This window comes from Burkholderia sp. MSMB1072 (genome assembly GCF_001524725.1).
Taxonomy (GTDB): Bacteria; Pseudomonadota; Gammaproteobacteria; order Burkholderiales; family Burkholderiaceae; genus Burkholderia.
In genome coordinates this window covers 156,562-172,572 of sequence record NZ_LOYC01000056.1, presented here as the reverse complement: position 1 = coordinate 172,572, position 16,011 = coordinate 156,562, and the positions used below count along the sequence as shown (strand labels likewise).

The 16,011-nt window shown below is 67.6% G+C and carries 17 protein-coding genes; 10 read left to right on the top strand and 7 right to left on the bottom strand.

Going from position 1 to position 16,011, the window contains the following annotated elements; translation table 11 throughout:
- Positions 1-7: 7 nt before the first annotated feature.
- Genes WS89_RS25670 through WS89_RS25645 form a run of 6 tightly spaced genes read right to left on the bottom strand, consistent with a single transcriptional unit; the run spans position 8 to position 5,811 of the window.
- Positions 8-1,405: an MFS transporter gene (locus tag WS89_RS25670; protein ID WP_059794335.1), complete on the bottom strand. Its 1,398-nt coding sequence runs from the start codon at positions 1,403-1,405 to the stop codon at positions 8-10.
- Positions 1,402-2,121, bottom strand: a complete 720-nt coding sequence (locus WS89_RS25665) for an ABC transporter ATP-binding protein (RefSeq protein ID WP_059794332.1) — start codon at positions 2,119-2,121, stop codon at positions 1,402-1,404. Before WS89_RS25665 ends, WS89_RS25670 begins: the two co-directional genes overlap by 4 nt.
- On the bottom strand, positions 2,118-2,903 hold the full coding sequence (locus tag WS89_RS25660; protein ID WP_059794329.1) for an ABC transporter ATP-binding protein: 786 nt from the start codon (positions 2,901-2,903) through the stop codon (positions 2,118-2,120). The genes WS89_RS25665 and WS89_RS25660 overlap by 4 nt, the downstream gene beginning before the upstream one ends.
- Positions 2,900-3,787, bottom strand: a complete 888-nt coding sequence (locus WS89_RS25655) for a branched-chain amino acid ABC transporter permease (protein WP_082741969.1) — start codon at positions 3,785-3,787, stop codon at positions 2,900-2,902. The genes WS89_RS25660 and WS89_RS25655 overlap by 4 nt, the downstream gene beginning before the upstream one ends.
- A complete protein-coding gene (locus WS89_RS25650; RefSeq protein WP_059506137.1) occupies positions 3,780-4,673 on the bottom strand; it encodes a branched-chain amino acid ABC transporter permease in 894 nt (297 codons plus the stop codon). The genes WS89_RS25655 and WS89_RS25650 overlap by 8 nt, the downstream gene beginning before the upstream one ends.
- A 37-nt stretch (positions 4,674-4,710) precedes the next feature.
- Positions 4,711-5,811: an ABC transporter substrate-binding protein gene (locus tag WS89_RS25645; RefSeq protein WP_059794324.1), complete on the bottom strand. Its 1,101-nt coding sequence runs from the start codon at positions 5,809-5,811 to the stop codon at positions 4,711-4,713.
- A 318-nt stretch (positions 5,812-6,129) separates the two neighbouring features.
- On the opposite strand from WS89_RS25645, the gene WS89_RS25640 reads away from it, so the two are divergent.
- From WS89_RS25640 to WS89_RS25595, 10 genes are all read left to right on the top strand, one after another.
- Entirely contained in the window at positions 6,130-6,480 is a 351-nt protein-coding gene (locus tag WS89_RS25640) for a RidA family protein (RefSeq protein ID WP_059794321.1), read from the top strand.
- Between the two features lie 23 nt (positions 6,481-6,503).
- The gene (locus WS89_RS25635; RefSeq protein WP_059506133.1) at positions 6,504-7,748 is read left to right on the top strand and encodes a D-amino acid dehydrogenase; all 1,245 of its coding nucleotides are present in this window, start codon (positions 6,504-6,506) and stop codon (positions 7,746-7,748) included.
- Positions 7,745-8,542 carry a maleate cis-trans isomerase family protein gene (locus WS89_RS25630; RefSeq protein WP_059794318.1) on the top strand — a complete coding sequence of 266 codons (798 nt, stop codon included), beginning with the start codon at positions 7,745-7,747 and terminating at the stop codon, positions 8,540-8,542. Before WS89_RS25635 ends, WS89_RS25630 begins: the two co-directional genes overlap by 4 nt.
- Before the next feature lie 90 nt (positions 8,543-8,632).
- Entirely contained in the window at positions 8,633-9,334 is a 702-nt protein-coding gene (locus WS89_RS25625) for a GntR family transcriptional regulator (protein WP_059506129.1), read from the top strand.
- 155 nt (positions 9,335-9,489) lie between these two features.
- Positions 9,490-10,374 (top strand): glycosyltransferase family 2 protein, encoded by an 885-nt coding sequence (locus tag WS89_RS25620; RefSeq protein WP_034209155.1) that lies wholly within the window; start codon positions 9,490-9,492, stop codon positions 10,372-10,374.
- A 78-nt stretch (positions 10,375-10,452) separates the two neighbouring features.
- Entirely contained in the window at positions 10,453-11,388 is a 936-nt protein-coding gene (locus WS89_RS25615; protein WP_059794315.1) for a dihydrodipicolinate synthase family protein, read from the top strand.
- Positions 11,389-11,492: 104 nt separating this feature from the next.
- Positions 11,493-12,671: an L-rhamnonate dehydratase gene (gene rhmD, locus WS89_RS25610; RefSeq protein WP_059794312.1), complete on the top strand. Its 1,179-nt coding sequence runs from the start codon at positions 11,493-11,495 to the stop codon at positions 12,669-12,671.
- Positions 12,672-12,764: 93 nt separating this feature from the next.
- Positions 12,765-13,553, top strand: a complete 789-nt coding sequence (locus WS89_RS25605) for an SDR family NAD(P)-dependent oxidoreductase (RefSeq protein WP_059794309.1) — start codon at positions 12,765-12,767, stop codon at positions 13,551-13,553.
- A gap of 17 nt (positions 13,554-13,570) precedes the next feature.
- Positions 13,571-13,885, top strand: a complete 315-nt coding sequence (gene rhaM / locus WS89_RS25600; protein ID WP_034209484.1) for an L-rhamnose mutarotase — start codon at positions 13,571-13,573, stop codon at positions 13,883-13,885.
- A gap of 88 nt (positions 13,886-13,973) precedes the next feature.
- Complete coding sequence (locus WS89_RS25595) at positions 13,974-14,870, top strand: amidohydrolase family protein (RefSeq protein WP_059794307.1); 897 nt, start codon at positions 13,974-13,976, stop codon at positions 14,868-14,870.
- A gap of 209 nt (positions 14,871-15,079) precedes the next feature.
- On the opposite strand, the gene WS89_RS25590 is transcribed toward WS89_RS25595, so the two are convergent.
- On the bottom strand, positions 15,080-15,934 hold the full coding sequence (locus tag WS89_RS25590; RefSeq protein WP_059794304.1) for an SDR family oxidoreductase: 855 nt from the start codon (positions 15,932-15,934) through the stop codon (positions 15,080-15,082).
- Between the last annotated feature and the right edge of the window lie 77 nt (positions 15,935-16,011).

Here is a 16,011-nt window from a genome sequence, read left to right as displayed (position 1 = left end):
CGCCCGGCTACGGCTGCTCGGCCCCCCCGGCGTGAATCGCGCGAAATACGATCGCGAAGCCGAACGCGTACAGCGCGGCGATCACCGCGAAGCCGGCGGCCGTCGCGCGGTCCGGGTCGTCGATCACGTGCAGGATCACCGACGCGATCGCGATGCCGACGAGCGAACCGATCTGCCGGCTCGCGTTCAGCGACGCGGCGGCAAGGTTCGCGTCCGCCGCATCGGCCGACTGCATCACGACGAGATTCATCGCCGGAATGGCCTGCCCGGCGCCGAAGTTCGCGAGGCCGACCGCGACGGCCAGCACCGGATACGGCATCGCCGAGACGCCGACGAGCGCCACGCTGCCGAGCGCGGCGAGCGCGAGCCCGACGAGCAGCGTGCGGCGCGTGCCGAGCCGGGCGCTGACCTTCGCGGACGCGAGATTGCCGATGCCGAACATCGCCATCAGCGGAAACAGCTCGAATCCGGCGACGAGCGCGCTCGCGCCGCGCACGTTCTGCAAATAGAGGCTCAACAGAAAGATCTCGGCGAGAATGCCGAAGTTGATCGCGAGGCCCAGCGTGCTGCCCGCGACGAAACGCCGGTTCGCGAGCAGCGCCGGCGACAGGATGCGCGAGTGCGCGTAGCGCTCGCGCAACGCGAATGCCGCGGTGGCGGCCAACGTCGCGGCCACGCCGGCGACGATCGACGGCGAGCGCCAGCCGACGCTGGGCCCTTCGATCAACGTGAAGCTCAACGCGGCGAGCGCGAGCGCGCCGAACAGATGGCCGAGCGCGTTCAACGGGCCGGGATGACGCGGCGCCCGCGCGATATGCCGGTGCGTGAGCCACAGGCCGGCCGCACCGACCGGCAGGTTCACCCAGAAGATGCCGCGCCAGCCGATCGCGTCGACCAGTACGCCGCCGACGCAGGGGCCGAGCGCCATCGCGGCCGACACCAGCGCGCCCCAGATGCCGATCATCCGCGTGCGCATCGGCCCCGGCGGGAACGCGAGCGTGAGCAGGCTCAGCGAGCTCGGCATGAAGAGCGCCGCGCCGACCCCCTGTGCAAGGCGCGCCGCGACCAGTGCGCCGCTGGACTGCGCGGCCGCGCACAGCACCGATGCGCCGACGAACAGCGCGAGGCCGGCGACGTAGACGGCCTTCGACCCGTAGCGGTTCGCGAGCGCGCCGCCGAGCAGCAGCAGCGCGGCGAAGCTGAGCGTGTACGCATCGACGACCCACACCAGCGCGGTCAGCGACATCGACAGGCTGGTTTCCATCGCCTTCAGCGCGACGTTGACGATGGTGACGTCGAGCATGGCCATCACGAAGCCGCACGCGAGCGCGACCATCACGAGCACGGGGCGCGCCGCGGCGGATGGGTATGCGCCGGCGGCCGGCGTGGCGCTCCCGCCGCTCATGCGGCTCTCCCGCCAAGGTACAGGCGTCGCATCTCGTCGCTGTCGAGCAACGCGGCCGCGGGGCCTTCGAGCGCGACGCGCCCCATCGTCAGCACGATGCCGCGATCCGCGATGCGCAGCGCCTCGATCGCATTCTGCTCGACCATCAGCACGCCGATGTGCTCGGTGTCGCGCATCCGGACGATCGCGTCGAACACCTCGTCGACCATCTTCGGCGACAGGCCGGCCGACGGCTCGTCGAGCAGCAGCAACACCGGGCGCGGCATCAGTGCACGCGCGAGCGACACGATTTGCCGCTCGCCGCCGGACAATGCGCCCGCGAGCGACCGGTAGCGACGCCGCAGGACCGGGTACTGCTCGCACAGCTCGTCGATCCGCGCCTCGCGCGGAAACGCGGACATCGACTGGCCGCCGAGCATCAGGTTTTCCCGCACGGTCAGCGACGCGAACACGTTGTCGGTCTGCGGCACGAAGCCGATCCCGTACTCGCGGATCTTTCGATGAACCGGCACGCGTGCCACGTCCGTGCCCTGGATCGTCACACTGCCCGCACGCGGCAGCACGAAGCCCGCGATCGCCTTCAGCAGCGTCGATTTTCCGCAGCCGTTCGGGCCGAGGATCGTCACGATGTCGATGGCGCCGACCGTGAGCGACACGCCATGCAGGATGTCGACTTCAGGCGTATAGCCGGCGACGAGTTCGCGCACGTCGATCATGACGCCTCCAGCGGACGAGGGGCGGCATGGGCACGCCCGAGATACGCGTCGAGTACGCGACGGTTGCGCTCCAGCTCGGCCGGGCGGCAGTTCGCGATCGTCACGCCACGGTCGAGTACGACGCAGCGGTCGCACAGCTCGCGGATGAAATGCATGTCGTGCTCGATGACGACCAGCGTGACGCCCTGTTTGCGAATCCGTTGCAACTCGTCGATCAATTCGCCGCGCAGGTTCGGGTGCACGCCGGCGGTCGGCTCGTCGAGCAGCAGCAGTTTGGGCTCGGTCATCATCGCGCACGCGATGCCCAGCAGCTTCTTCTGGCCGCCGGAAATCGACGCGGCGCCAAGGTGCGCGACGCCGGACAGTTTCAGTTCGTCCAGCAACGCGGCGGCGCGTGCACGGGTATCGGCATCGAGCGCGCGCGTCGCACGGCCGCGCCAGAGGGCGGCGGCGATTCCGTGGCGGGCGGACGAAGCCGCCATCGCGAGTTCGAGCACCGACATGCGCGCGGGCATCGACGGCAACTGGAACGTGCGGCGTACGCCCAGCCGCGCGATCTTGTGCGGCGACAGCGTGTCGATCCGCCGACCGTCGAAGCGGATGGCGCCCGCCGCGAGCGGCGCGAAGCCGGTGATCGCGTTGAGCGCGGTGCTCTTGCCGGAGCCGTTCGGGCCGAGCAGTCCGACGATCTCGCCGCCGTCGACCGACAGCGTGACGCCGGACAAGACGACGTTCTCGCCGTAGCGGATCGTCACGCCGTCGAGATCGAGCAGCGTGCTCATGGCCGCACCTCCAGGCGTTCGGGCACGAGCCCGTGCGGCCGCCACAGCACGCACGCGAGCAGCATCACGCCAACCAGGCCCAGCCGCACCGCGCCGGTCAGGTCGCTGCCGACGTCGAGCCAATCCTTGAGAAACGGCGCGAGCGCGTAGACGGCCTGCACGATCAGCGTGCCGACCAGCACGCCCAGGTGGCTGCCGAGGCCGCCGACCATCACGACGGTCCAGAGCGCGAAGGTCTCGGACGCGATCATCGCGTCCGGCCCGACATAGCCGATGTACCACGCGGCGAGCGCCCCGGCCAGTGCGGCGGGAAGCGCACCCGCGATGCATGCACGCGTCTTCAGCGCGAGCGGATCGTAGCCGAAGCAGACCGCGAGCGCGGGTTCTTCGCGCATCACCTTCAGCGCGCGGCCGAAGCGGCTCGCGGTCAGGCGCCGGTACGCCGCGTAGGTGAGCGCGAGGCAGCCGGCCGTGACCGCGAGAAAGGCGAGCTCGGCCCACGGCGCGCGCAGCCCGGGGAACAGCGGCGCAATCCCGCCGATGCCTTGTGCGCCGCCGGTGAGCCAGCTTTCGTTGAGCGCGATCGTGCGCAGGATCTCGGCGATCGCGAGCGTCGCGATCCCCCAGTAGTCGGCGGAAAGCTGCCGTCCGAGCCGCGCGACGACGACCGCCAGCGCACCCGCGGCGGCCAGCGCGAGCGCCAGGGCCGACGGCAACGGCCAGCCGAGCTGCGACGCGATGCCGGCCGCGTACGCGCCGAGCCCGCTGAACGCAATGAAGCCGAAATTGACGAGTCCCGCATAGCCGGCCTGCAGGTTCAACCCGAGCGCCATCGTCGCGTACAGGCAGCCGACGGTCAGCAGATGGATGACGAAGCTAGACACGCCGCACCTCCCGATCGAAGATGCCATAGGGCCGGAAGATCAGTGCGGCGAGCAGGATCGCGAACGACACCGCGCCGACGTATTCGACCGGAAAGAATTGCATCGGCCGATCGACGAGCCCGCCGAAATCGACGTTCAGTGCGACGGTTTCGGCCACCGCGATCAACAGCGCGCCAGCCGCGGCGCCGAGCGGATTGCCGAGCCCGCCCAGGATCGCCGCGGAAAACACCGGGATCAGCAAGCCATAGCCGAGATTCACATGCACGCTTTCGGTGGCGCCGAGCATCGTGCCGCCGAGCGCCGCCAGCACGCCGCTCGCGAACGTGATCACGTTGGTCACGCGCGTCGCGTCGATGCCGGTCGCGAGCGCCAGCGCGCGATTCGACGCGAGCGCACGCATCGCCCGCCCGAGCCCGGTGCGGTACAGCAGCGCCGCGAATATCGCGAGCGCGCCGGCGCCACATGCGATCGAGCCCAGCTGCGGCGTGGACAGCGCGACGCCGGCAATCACCATCGGCGGATGCACGTCCTGCGCGTACTGCTGCGGCCGCGAGCCGGCGACGCCGAGCACCAGCGCGACCGCGAGCATCGAGATCGCGAGCGAGCCGATCATCGCCACCGCGCTGCCGGAGCGCAGCAGCCTCGCGAAAACGAGCAGGTTCAGCAGCGTCGCGGCGGTGCCGACCAGCGCGCAGGACACGGCCGTCGCGAGCGCGAACGGCAGCCCGGCGCGTTCCAGCCAGAGCGTCGCGAATGCGCCCAGCATCGCGTACTGGACATGTGCGATGTTGGGAAAACGGATCAGCGAATAGAGCGTCGACAGGCCGACCGACACCAGCAGCAGATCGGCGGTGCGGATCAATACGTCGACAATGAATGACAGCATGGCGATGTCCTCGGGTTCGTCCAGGCGGGGCGGTCGTTCACTGCTGCGCGACGACCGATTGGCGGTAGACCACCTTCTCGTACGGCTGGACTTCCCGCTGGCCGTCCGCATCGAACGCAATCGCACCGGTCACGCCGGTATACGATTTGCCCAATGCCGCGAGCGCCGTGCGAATCTTCGCCGGGTCGACGGACTGCGCGCGGCCGATCGCCGCGGCGGACAACAGCGTCGCGTCGTACGCATAGCTGCCGAACGCCGAGCGCGGCGCCTCGTTGTATGCGGCCTGATAGGCGCTCGCATACGCTTTCGCGCCCGCGCCGAGCGCGGCGACTTCGAGGCCGATCTGGCCTTGCGCGATCTGCGCGGGCGTGTCGCTCGTGCACATCGTCAGGTAGATGCCGTACCACGGATGCTGGTTGAGCCGCATCTCGAATGCCTGCCGGTTCAGCGTCGCGGCCTCCTGGCCATAGGCGCTGTAGACATACGCGTCGGGCTGCGCGCGCGATGCCTGCTCCAGTTCGCGGCGATAGGTCGATTGTCCTTCCGTGTAGAGCACGGTCGACACCACCGTGCCGCCGAGCGCCTCGAAACGCTTCTTGAATTCGCCCGCGATGCCCTGGCCGTAGCCGTTGTTCGGCGCGATCAGCGCGATGCGGCGCAGCTTGCGGGCGTATACGTCCTGCGCGGCGAAGCGCGCGGACAGGTCGTCCAGCCCGATCACGCTGAACGAGCCCGCGCCGATCTTGCGCACCTGCTGACTCGACGAGCCGATGTTGATGTGCACGTCGCCCTGACGCACCAGGAACTGTCCGACCGGAATCGTCACCGACGACGAGAACTCGCCGAGCACGACGGGCACGTGTTCGACGGTCGCGAGCTTGCGCGCGGCGTCGAGCGCGGTATTGGCCGAGCCGCCCGAATCCTCGATGCGCACGGCGAGCTTCTGGCCCAGCACCCCGCCTTTCGCATTGATTTGCGCGACGGCGAGTTCGATGCCGCGGCGCTGGTCTTCGCCGATGGACGCACTCGCGCCGGTCAGCGGCAGCACCGCGCCCACGCTGACGTCGGCCTGCGCAGCGCCCGACGCAAGTGCACCGAGCGCGATCCAGACACCGACACTCCACTGACTTGCCTTCATCTTCGTTCTCCCGTCGCATGGTCGGCCGCACGGTTGGCGGCATGGTTTGATATACAGAAGTGTCGACAGAATCACAGATCAAAAATCGTTTGCAAATAAATTTTCAAGTCGCTGCGAGGAATCGTGGAATTCTTGTTGTCTGTAGAAAAATCGCCCTGTTTTCATGCATTTATGCACGTCTATAAAGAGCGTGGATAGTCGTGGTGCACGGGCGCGCCAATCTGGCGCAATCGAGAATATTTCTGAAAAAAGTGTATACAGAGGTGAATTGCAGTGCTTAAATCAGCCCAACTCGACACGACCTTGGAGGGCTGTCAGATGGTGGAGATCAAGCGATACGGCGCAGGTGAACGGATGAGCCAGCTGGTGGTCGCGGGCGGGCTGGCATTCGTCGCCGGGCAGGTGGCGGACGACACGTCGCTCGACGTTGCGGGGCAGACCCGGCAGATTCTCGACAAGATCGACCGGTTGCTCGAAAGCGCGGGGCTCGACAAGCGCCGGATCGTGTCCGCGAGCATCTGGCTGGCCGACTATCGCAGCTTCGCCGAGATGAACAGTGTGTGGGACGCGTGGGTGCCGAAGGGCGAGCCGCCGGCGCGCGCGTGCGTCGAATCGAAGCTCGCGTTTCCGCAGTACACGGTCGAGATCGCGGCGATCGCCGCGAGCTAGGACCAGGACAGGAGAACCGGACGATGAAGACGATCGTGCTCGGCGGCGGCATCGTCGGCGTGACCACTGCGTATTTTCTCGCGAAGGCGGGCGACGAGGTGACGGTGATCGAACGTCGCGACGGCGTCGCGCTCGAAACGAGCTTCGCGAATGCGGGGCTGATCGCGCCGGGCCATTCGTATACCTGGGCATCGCCGCGCGCGCCCAGGATTCTCTTCAAGTCGCTGTTTGCCGACGGCCAGGCGCTGCGGCTCAAATGGACGCCCGACTGGCGCATGTGGGCCTGGTGCGCGCTGTTCCTGCAGAACTGCACGGCCGAGCGCTCGCGACGCAATACGTCGATCAAGGTGCGGCTGTGTCGTTACGCGCAGCAGCGGCTTCAGCAGGCGACGCGCGACGAACGGCTCGAGTACGACCGGACGAGCGGCGGGCTGTTGTACCTGTATCGCGATCCGGCGTCGTTCGAGCGGGGCGTCGCGAACATGCGGATTCTGACCGACAACGGTCTGCCGCTCGACATCCTGGATGCGCGGGCCACCGTCGAACGCGAGCCGGCGCTGCGCCACGCGGCGGCCGGGATCGCGGGCGCGATCCATTGCCCGAGCGACGAGAGCGGCGACGCGCACCTCTTCACGCGCGCACTCGCCGAGCGCTGCCGCGCGCTCGGCGTCGAATTCCGCTTCGGCGCGTCGATCGACGGCGTGCGCGCGAGCGCCGATGCGATCGACTATGTCGAAACGTCGCAGGGGCGCGTGACCGGCGATCGATACGTGCTCGCACTCGGTGCGTACTCGCCGTTCGTCGCGCGCGCGCTCGGCTACCGGCTGCCGATCTATCCGGTCAAGGGGTACTCGGTCACGCTGCCGATCGGCGACACGCACGAGCCGCCCGCGCTCGGCGGCGTCGAGGAGAACCAGCTCGTCGCATGGGCGCGCTTCGGCGACCGGCTGCGGCTGACGGCGACCGCCGAGTTCAGCGGCTACGACACCACGCATTCGCCGCACGATTTCGCGCACATGCTCGCGACCGCGCAGGCACTGTTCCCGAACGGCGCGGACTACGCGAAGCCGTCGTACTGGGCCGGGCTGCGGCCGATGACGCCGGAGGGCACGCCGATCATCGGCGCATCCCGGCACCGCAACCTGTTTTTCAACACCGGCCACGGCCATATGGGCTGGACCATGTCGTGCGGCACCGCGAAGATCGTGGCGGATCTGATCCACGGCAAGCGGCCCGACATCGACATTACCGGGATGACCCTGCAATGAGCGAACTTCTGTCACCCTCCGAGGCGTCCGATCCGGGCGTCGGCGCCTACGCCCGCTTCGATTTCTCGCTCGACGCCGGCATCGCGCGGCGCGCGGCGATCGGCCTCGTCGTGCTGGCGACCGATCATACGATCGAATACGAGTGGCGGCGTCTGCTCGCGATCGATGGCGTCGCGTTCTACGAAAGCCGGATCGCGAATTCGGCCGAGATCACGGCCGAGACGCTCGCGCAGATGGACGGCGGGATCTGCGCCGCGGTCGAGTTGATCCGGCCGGGCGAGCGGCTCGACGTCGTCGCATTCGGCTGCACGTCGGCGTCGATGGTGCTGGGCGAGGAGCGCGTCTTCGAGCGCATCCGCGAGGCACGGCCCGGCGTCGCGTGCACCACGCCGATTACCGCGGCGCGCGTCGCGCTGACGGCGCTCGGCGCGCGTGGCGTCGCGCTGCTGACGCCGTACGAGCGCACGATCAACGATGCGATGGCCGCGTACCTGCGCGCGCGCGGCGTCGATATCGTGCGGGTCGGCTCGTTCGAGCACCGCGACGACAACGAGGTCGCCCGCATCGAGCGCGCGTCCATCGAGCATGCGGTGCTGACGCTCGCCGCCGATCCGGCCGTCGATGCCGTGTTCGTGTCGTGCACGAGCCTGCGCATCGTCGATGCGCTGGCCGACATCGAGGCGCGCGCAGGCAAACCCGTATTGTCGAGCAATCACGCGCTCGCGTGGCACGCACTGCGGCTCGCGGGCGTCGACGATCCCGTGCCGGGCTTCGGCAGCTTGCTGATGCGCTGACGCATGGCTCGTGCATGCAACAAGACGCGCGCGGGCGAACTGCCGGTGGATAATGACGCGCGGTGACAACAGGTGGATCCAGGAGACGAGATGTCGACTTCCGTTATGGCTGGCCGGGAGACCGCGGCGCCGATGCGCACGGGCCTCACGGTCAACGAGATTTACGAGCAGTTGAAACAGATGGCCGTGCTGTACGAGATCCGGCCGGGCGAACGGTTCAACGAACTGGAGCTCGCCGAGCGCTTCAACGTGAGTCGTACGCCGATTCGCGAGGCACTGAACCGGCTCGTTGCCGAAAACCTGCTGGTGTTCGTGCCGAACCGCGGTTTCTTCATTCGGGAACTGGAGGGGAAGGATGTGTTCGATCTGTTCGAATTACGTCGCTCGATCGAGACGACCGCGGCGATGCTCGCGTGCGAGCGCGCATCGGACAACGACATCAAGGCGCTGCGACGCTTCTGGAAGCAGGTGATGAAGAATGCCGCGCGAATGTCGTCGTCGGAGCTGGTCGTCAAGGACGAGGAGTTTCACCTGGAGCTGGCCGCGTTGTCGGGCAACGCCGAGATCGGCCGAGTGCTGCAAGGAATCAACGCGCGGATTCACTACGTGCGCTGGGTCGATGTCGATCAGCGACGCAACGAGGCGTTTACCGAGCATCTCGAGATTCTCGACGCGCTCGCGGAACGCGATGCGGCACGTTGCGCGGCGCTGACCGACACGCATATCCGCTGGCGGATGGAGGAGATCACGCGCGTCGTCCAGGCAAGCGTCGTCAAGCTGTACGCAAAATAAAACCAGACCGGCCGCGGCGCCTGCGACGCTCGCGCGCAGCACGCGAGCGGGGCAGCGCGGGCCGGTCGACGAGACAAGCAGTCGTGCAAAGGAGGACGGGCCGCCCGGATCGACCGGCGCGGCGCATCGCTACTTGATCGTCACGAGGTGCCGTCATGACACACGGTACGTTGGTCACGCTGTACAAGCCGTCCGCAGCGCAGATCGAGCATTTGCTGACCTTGCCCGCGAAAAGCCCCGCCGTCGTCGCGGTCGACAATTCACCCGTCGCCGATCGTGCGCTGTACGCACGGCTTGCCGAAGGCGGCGTCGACGTGATCGCGAATCACAATCGCGGCGGCATCGCCGGGGCGTTCAACGCCGGCGTCGAATTCCTGATCGGCCGCGGCTGCGACGTCTTCTTCATCTTCGATCAGGATTCGTACGTTCCGGACGACTATTTCGACCGAATGCTGGCCGGTTGCGCTCGGGTGGGCGACAGCCGCTTCCTGGTCGGGCCGCGGATCTTCAACCGCAATTTTCAGCGTGACCTGCCGTTGTTCACGGTGCGCCGCTGGTCCGCGCAGATCACGCCGATCCACGGCGGCGCGCATGGCCTGCTGTCGTGCTCGGTCATCATCTCGTCGGGCACCGCGATCTCGCTCGACGCGTATCGCGCGCTCGGCCGCTTTCGCGAGGATTTCTTCATCGACCACGTCGACGCCGAATACTGCATGCGCGCGCAAGCGCACGGCGTGCCGGTATGCGTCAACGCCGACGTGTCGCTGCCCCACGAACTCGGCAGCCCGTCCGCGCAGCAGCACTGGCCGCGTGTCGAGATATTCGACCAGAGTCCGCTGCGCCACTACTATGCGGCGCGCAACTGCATCCTCGTCGCCCGCGACTACTGGCGGCGCTATCCGGCGATGCTGCTGATCAATCTCATCACGCTCAAGCACGTCGCGTTCGTGCTGCTGCATGCGCGCAACAAGCGTCTGAAGCTGAAGGCGATCTATTGCGGCGTGACGGACGGGCTGCGAGGACGGTACGGGCGCGTGTGACGCGTGATTTATCGTGGTATTGGCGCACGACCCATGCACCATTAAATTCGGATCACTTATTATAAGAGAGGATTCCAGATGAGCTTGACCAAGCCGATTCACCGTCGCTATACGGGCGCGTTCTCCGTCGCGCCGACGATCTTCACCGAGTCGGGCGAGATCGACATGCCGGGCCAGAAGCGCTGCGTCGACTTCATCATCGACGCCGGAGCGGACGGCCTGTGCATCCTCGCGAACTACTCGGAACAGTTTTCGTTGACCGACGACGAGCGCGAGCGGCTCATCGCGGCGATCCTCGAGCACGTGGCGGGGCGCGTGCCGGTGATCGTGACGACCACGCATTTCAATCCGACGATCTGCGCGGCGCGCAGCCGCGCCGCGCAGGCGGCCGGTGCGGCGATGGTGATGGTGATGCCGCCGTACCACGGCGCGACGATTCGTTGCGGCGAGGCCGCGATCGAGCAGTTCTATGCGGAGCTCTCCGACGCGATCGCGATTCCGATCATGTACCAGGATGCGCCGATGAGCGGCACGCAGGTATCGGCCGCGTTTCTGGCGCGCATCGCGCACACGATTCCGAATCTGCGCTATTTCAAGATCGAGGTGCCGCAATCGGCGGCGAAGCTGCGCGAGCTGATCGCGCTCGGCGGCGATGCGATCGAAGGGCCGTTCGACGGCGAGGAAGCGATCACGCTGCTCGCCGATCTCGATGCGGGCGCGACCGGCAGCATCCTCGGCGGCGGCTACCCGGACGGGCTGCAGCCGATTCTCGCCGCGTATCTGGCCGGGCAGCGTGACGACGCGGTCGCGCGCTATGAGCAATGGCTGCCGTTGATCAATTACGAGAACCGTCAGGCCGGCCTGCTGGCGGCGAAGGCGCTGATGAAGGAGGGCGGCGTGATCGCATCGGACGCGCCGCGCCGCCCGCTCGCGCCGCTGCATCCGGCGACGCGCGCGGGCCTGATCGAGATTGCGCGACGCCTCGACGCATTGGTGCTGCGCTGGGCACGCTGACGCGGCCGCCTCGCGGCACGACGTGGCGATTTGCGCCGCAGCCGGTGCGCACGACGCGTACGGGCGGCCTTCGCACCCGATAACCCAACCAAGGAATCCGAAGAATGAGCATGCCGACGATACGCGCGGTCCGCGCGCTGACGGTGCGTGGTGGCGGTGCCGACTATCACGATCAGGATACCGGTCACTGGATCGACGACCACATTGCGACGCCGATGTCGCGCTACCCCGAATACCGGCAGAGCCGCCAGTCGTTCGGCATCAACGTGCTCGGCACGCTCGTGATCGAAGTCGAGGCCAGCGATGGAACGGTCGGGTTTGCGGTGACGACCGGCGGCGAGATCGGCGCGTTCATCGTCGAGCGGCATCTCGCGCGCTTCATCGAAGGGCAGCGCGTGACCGACATCGAGAAGATGTGGGACCAGATGTTCTACGCGACGCTGTACTACGGACGCAAGGGCGTCGTACTCAATGCGATTTCCGGCGTCGATCTCGCGCTGTGGGATCTGCTCGCGAAGGTCCGGCGGGAGCCCGTGCATCAGTTGCTCGGCGGCAAGGTGCGCGACGAGCTCGAGTTCTACGCGACCGGTGCGCGGCCCGATCTCGCGAAGGAGATGGGCTTCATCGGCGGCAAGCTGCCGTTGCATCACGGCCCGGCCGAGGGAGAGGCCGGCCTGCGCCGCAATCTCGAGGCGCTGGCCGAGATGCGTTCGCGCGTCGGCGCCGGTTTCTGGCTGATGCTCGATTGCTGGATGAGTCTCGACGTGCCGTATGCGACGCGGCTCGCGCACGAAGCGCACGCACTCGGTTTGAAATGGATCGAGGAATGCCTGCCGCCCGACGACTATTGGGGCTACGCGAAGCTGCGCCGCGACGTGCCGCGCGGCATGCTCGTCACGACCGGCGAGCACGAGGCGACCCGCTGGGGCTTCCGGATGCTGCTGGAGATGGAGTGCTGCGACATCATTCAGCCGGACGTGGGTTGGTGCGGCGGGCTCACCGAGCTGATCCGGATCTCGGCGCTCGCCGACGCGCGCGGCGTGCTGGTGATTCCGCACGGCTCGTCGGTCTACAGCTACCACTTCGTCGCGACGCGGCACAACAGCCCGTTCGCCGAATTCCTGATGATGGCGCCGCAGGCGGATCGTGTCGTGCCGATGTTCGATCCGCTGCTGCTCGACGAGCCGGTGCCGGTCGGCGGACGGATGAGGGTGCCCGACACGCCCGGCTTCGGCGTGCGCCTGAATCCGGACGTGCGCATGCAGCGCCCGTACGAACACTGAGCGCGCGCAGGCGTGCACTCGCATCGTGAGGCCGGCCGGCTCGAATGGCGGCGGCCGTTGCCGAACGCGTGATGGTCGAGAGAGGAGGGCGCAATGACGAAGTTGCTCGAAGACAGGATCGTCGTCGTGACAGGCGGATCGCGCGGGATCGGCCGCGCGATCGCGCTGGCGTGTGCGCGGCATGGCGCCGACATCGTCGTCAACTACTGGACCAACCCGCTGCTGCCTGCGCAGGCCGATCACGAGATCGACGCGCTCGTCGACGCGATCCGCGCGACGGGGCGCGACGCGCTGGCCGTACCGGGCGACGTCGCGCAGCCCGACACGGCCGGCGCGCTCGTCGCGGCCGCGGTCGAGCGATTCGGCCGGATCGACGTGCTGGCGAGCAATGCCGGAATCTGCCCGTTCCATGGCTTCCTGGACTTGCCGCCCGAACTGCTGCAAAGAACGATGGCAGTGAACCTGCACGGTGCGTTCTACATGACCCAGGCCGCCGCACGTCAAATGGCCGCGCAAGGGCGTGGCGGCGCGATCGTCGCGACGAGTTCGATCAGCGCGCTGGTCGGCGGCGGCATGCAGACGCACTACACGCCGACCAAGGCCGGCGTCCATGCGCTGATGCAGTCGTGCGCGGTTGCGCTCGCGCCGCATCGGATTCGCTGCAATTCGGTGCTGCCCGGCACGATCCGCACCGAGATCAACGACGACGATCTCGCCGCGCCCGGCAAGACCGAGTACTTCGAGCGCCGGATTCCGCTCGGCCGCCTCGGCGAGCCGGACGACGTCGCCGACTGCGTCGTGTTTCTCGCGTCCGACATGGCGCGCTACGTGAATGGCGCCGCGCTGCTCGTCGACGGCGGCATGTACGTGAACCTGCAATGACCCCGCGAGGCATGGGCATGGAAACGATCGCCTTCAGGATGCGCCTGCACCCCGGCAAGCAGGACGAATACCGGCGCCGGCACGATGCGATCTGGCCGGAACTGGCCGACGCGCTTCGTGCAGCGGGCATCTCGGACTACTGGATCTTTCTCGACGACGACACCCATCACCTATTCGCCGTGCTCAAACGGCCGGCCGATCATCGGATCGCGCAACTTGCCGAAACGGACGTGATGCGTCGCTGGTGGGCGTACATGGCCGACCTGATGGCGACCGGACCGGACGGACGTCCTGTGGAGAAAGCGCTGGCGCCGATGTTTCATCTGGAATGAGGTCGGCCCGTTCAACGGATCGGCAGCGCTCGACGTGCGCCGAACCGTTGCAGCGGATCATCGTGTCGCATGAACTCACGGAGCCCACATGCAGGTTGTCGATCCCCATGTCCATTTCTGGGACGCCGATGCGCTGAGTTACGGCTGGCTCGATCGCGCTCAGCCGGCATTCTCCGGCGCGGTGGCGGATTTGCCTCGCCGCTACCTGCCCGCGGACCTGCGTGCGGACGCCGGCGCGGATATCGACGTGCTGAAGGTCGTGCATGTCGAGGCGATCCACGATGCGTGGACGACGCCGAGCGAAGTCGACTGGCTGCAGGCGCTTGCCGAGGCGCCGGCGAGCGGCGGGATGCCGGACGGCATCGTCGCCGGCGTCGACCTGTTCGCGCCGGACGCACGCATCCGGCTCGCCGACGCGGCGGCGCATCCCAACGTGCGCGGCATCCGGCAAGTGTTGAACCGGCATCCGGACCCTTGGTACAACTACGTCGACGTGGACTATCTGGCCGAGCCGCGCTGGCGCGAGAACTTCGGCATGCTGAGCGAGTTCGGTTTGTCGTTCGACCTGCAGCTGTACCCGGCCCAGGTCGGCGCCGCGCTCGCCGTCATCGATGCGCACCCGGACACGCCCGTGATCGTCAACCATACGGGCATGTTCGTCGACCGGACCAGCGTGCACGGCTGGCGCGAATGGCGCGACGGACTGCGCGGGCTCGCGCGGCGAGCGAACGTGACGATGAAGCTGTCCGGGCTCGCGATGTTCGACCATCGTTGGTCGGTCGAGAGTTTCCGCCCGTACGTGCTGGAGGCGATCGACGTGTTCGGCGCGGCGCGCTGCATGTTCGCGTCGAATTTCCCGGTCGATCGGCTCCATGCCGGCTATCAAGCGCTCTGGCACGCCTATGCGGAGATCGTCGCGGGCGTCCGCGACGATGAGCGCGAAGCACTGTTCGTCCACAATGCGCTGCGAACTTACCGGTTGTGAGCCACGTGCCACTGTGAACGTCAACGGACGTGCAATGCGCGCGTCGTCGATCGGCGTGATTTGCACCGCGCCGCAACGCGCGCATCCGCCGGTTCCGACGGGCCGCGAGCAGCGAGGCAGCCGGCGAGATCGATGCGGCTGTGCAGGCGCCGGCCACACTGCCCGACGTCGAGCGGTGCTGGCCCGCGCCTTCCCGGAGCTTGCCTGCTTTAACCGCGCAACGCAGTCGCGACGACGTTCGCCAACGGCGTCGTGGGTCGACCGATCAGTCGCGCGAGGGCGCCGCCGTCGTCGAACAGCGCACCGCGCGAGGCGGCCACGTCGGCATCGGCCAGGATGCCGGCAAGCTCGGGCGGCAACCCGGCGCTCGTCAGCGCGTCCGCATAGGCGTCCTGCGCAAGATCGTTGTAGACAACGGTCTTGCCGGACTGCCGCGAAACCTCCGCGACCAGCTGCGCCAGCGTGAACGCATCGTCGGCCGCGAGTTCATACGTCTTTCCTGCGTGGCCGTCCGTCGTCAGTACCACGGCTGCCGCCTCGGCATAGTCCTTCCGCGCGGCGGCAGAGAAGCGCCCCGCCTTGGCGGCCCCGATGAACGCGCCGTGCTCGAGCGCCGCTGGAAGGGCCATCAGGTGGTTCTCGGTGTACCAGCCATTGCGAAGGATGACGGCGGGGAGGCCCGACGCCGCAATGACTTCTTCCGTCTGCCGATGCTCGATCGCGAGCCGGGCAGGCGAAGTGTCGGCGTGCAGCATGCTCGTATAGGAGAGCAACGAGACGCCGGCCTGCCCGGCCGCATCGATCACCGCGCGATGCAACGGCAAGCGGCCGGCGACTTCGGTCGACGAGATCAGCAGGAGCTTGTCGACACCGACGAACGCGGTGGCGAGCGTTTCAGGCCGCTTGTAGTCGGCCTCGCGCACCACCACGCCGCACGCCTCGAGGTCGCGCGCCTTCGCGGGATCCCTGACCGCCGCGACGATCCGGCTGGCCGGCACGGTTTCAAGCAACGCGTCGATCACAAGGCGCCCGAGTTGTCCGGATGCTCCCGTTATTGCATACATGTTCGTTCTCTCCGTGTATCGGTAGGTGAGGTTCCAAGTGTAGGGATGAAGGTTTCCGTTGGAAACCACCTATCCAT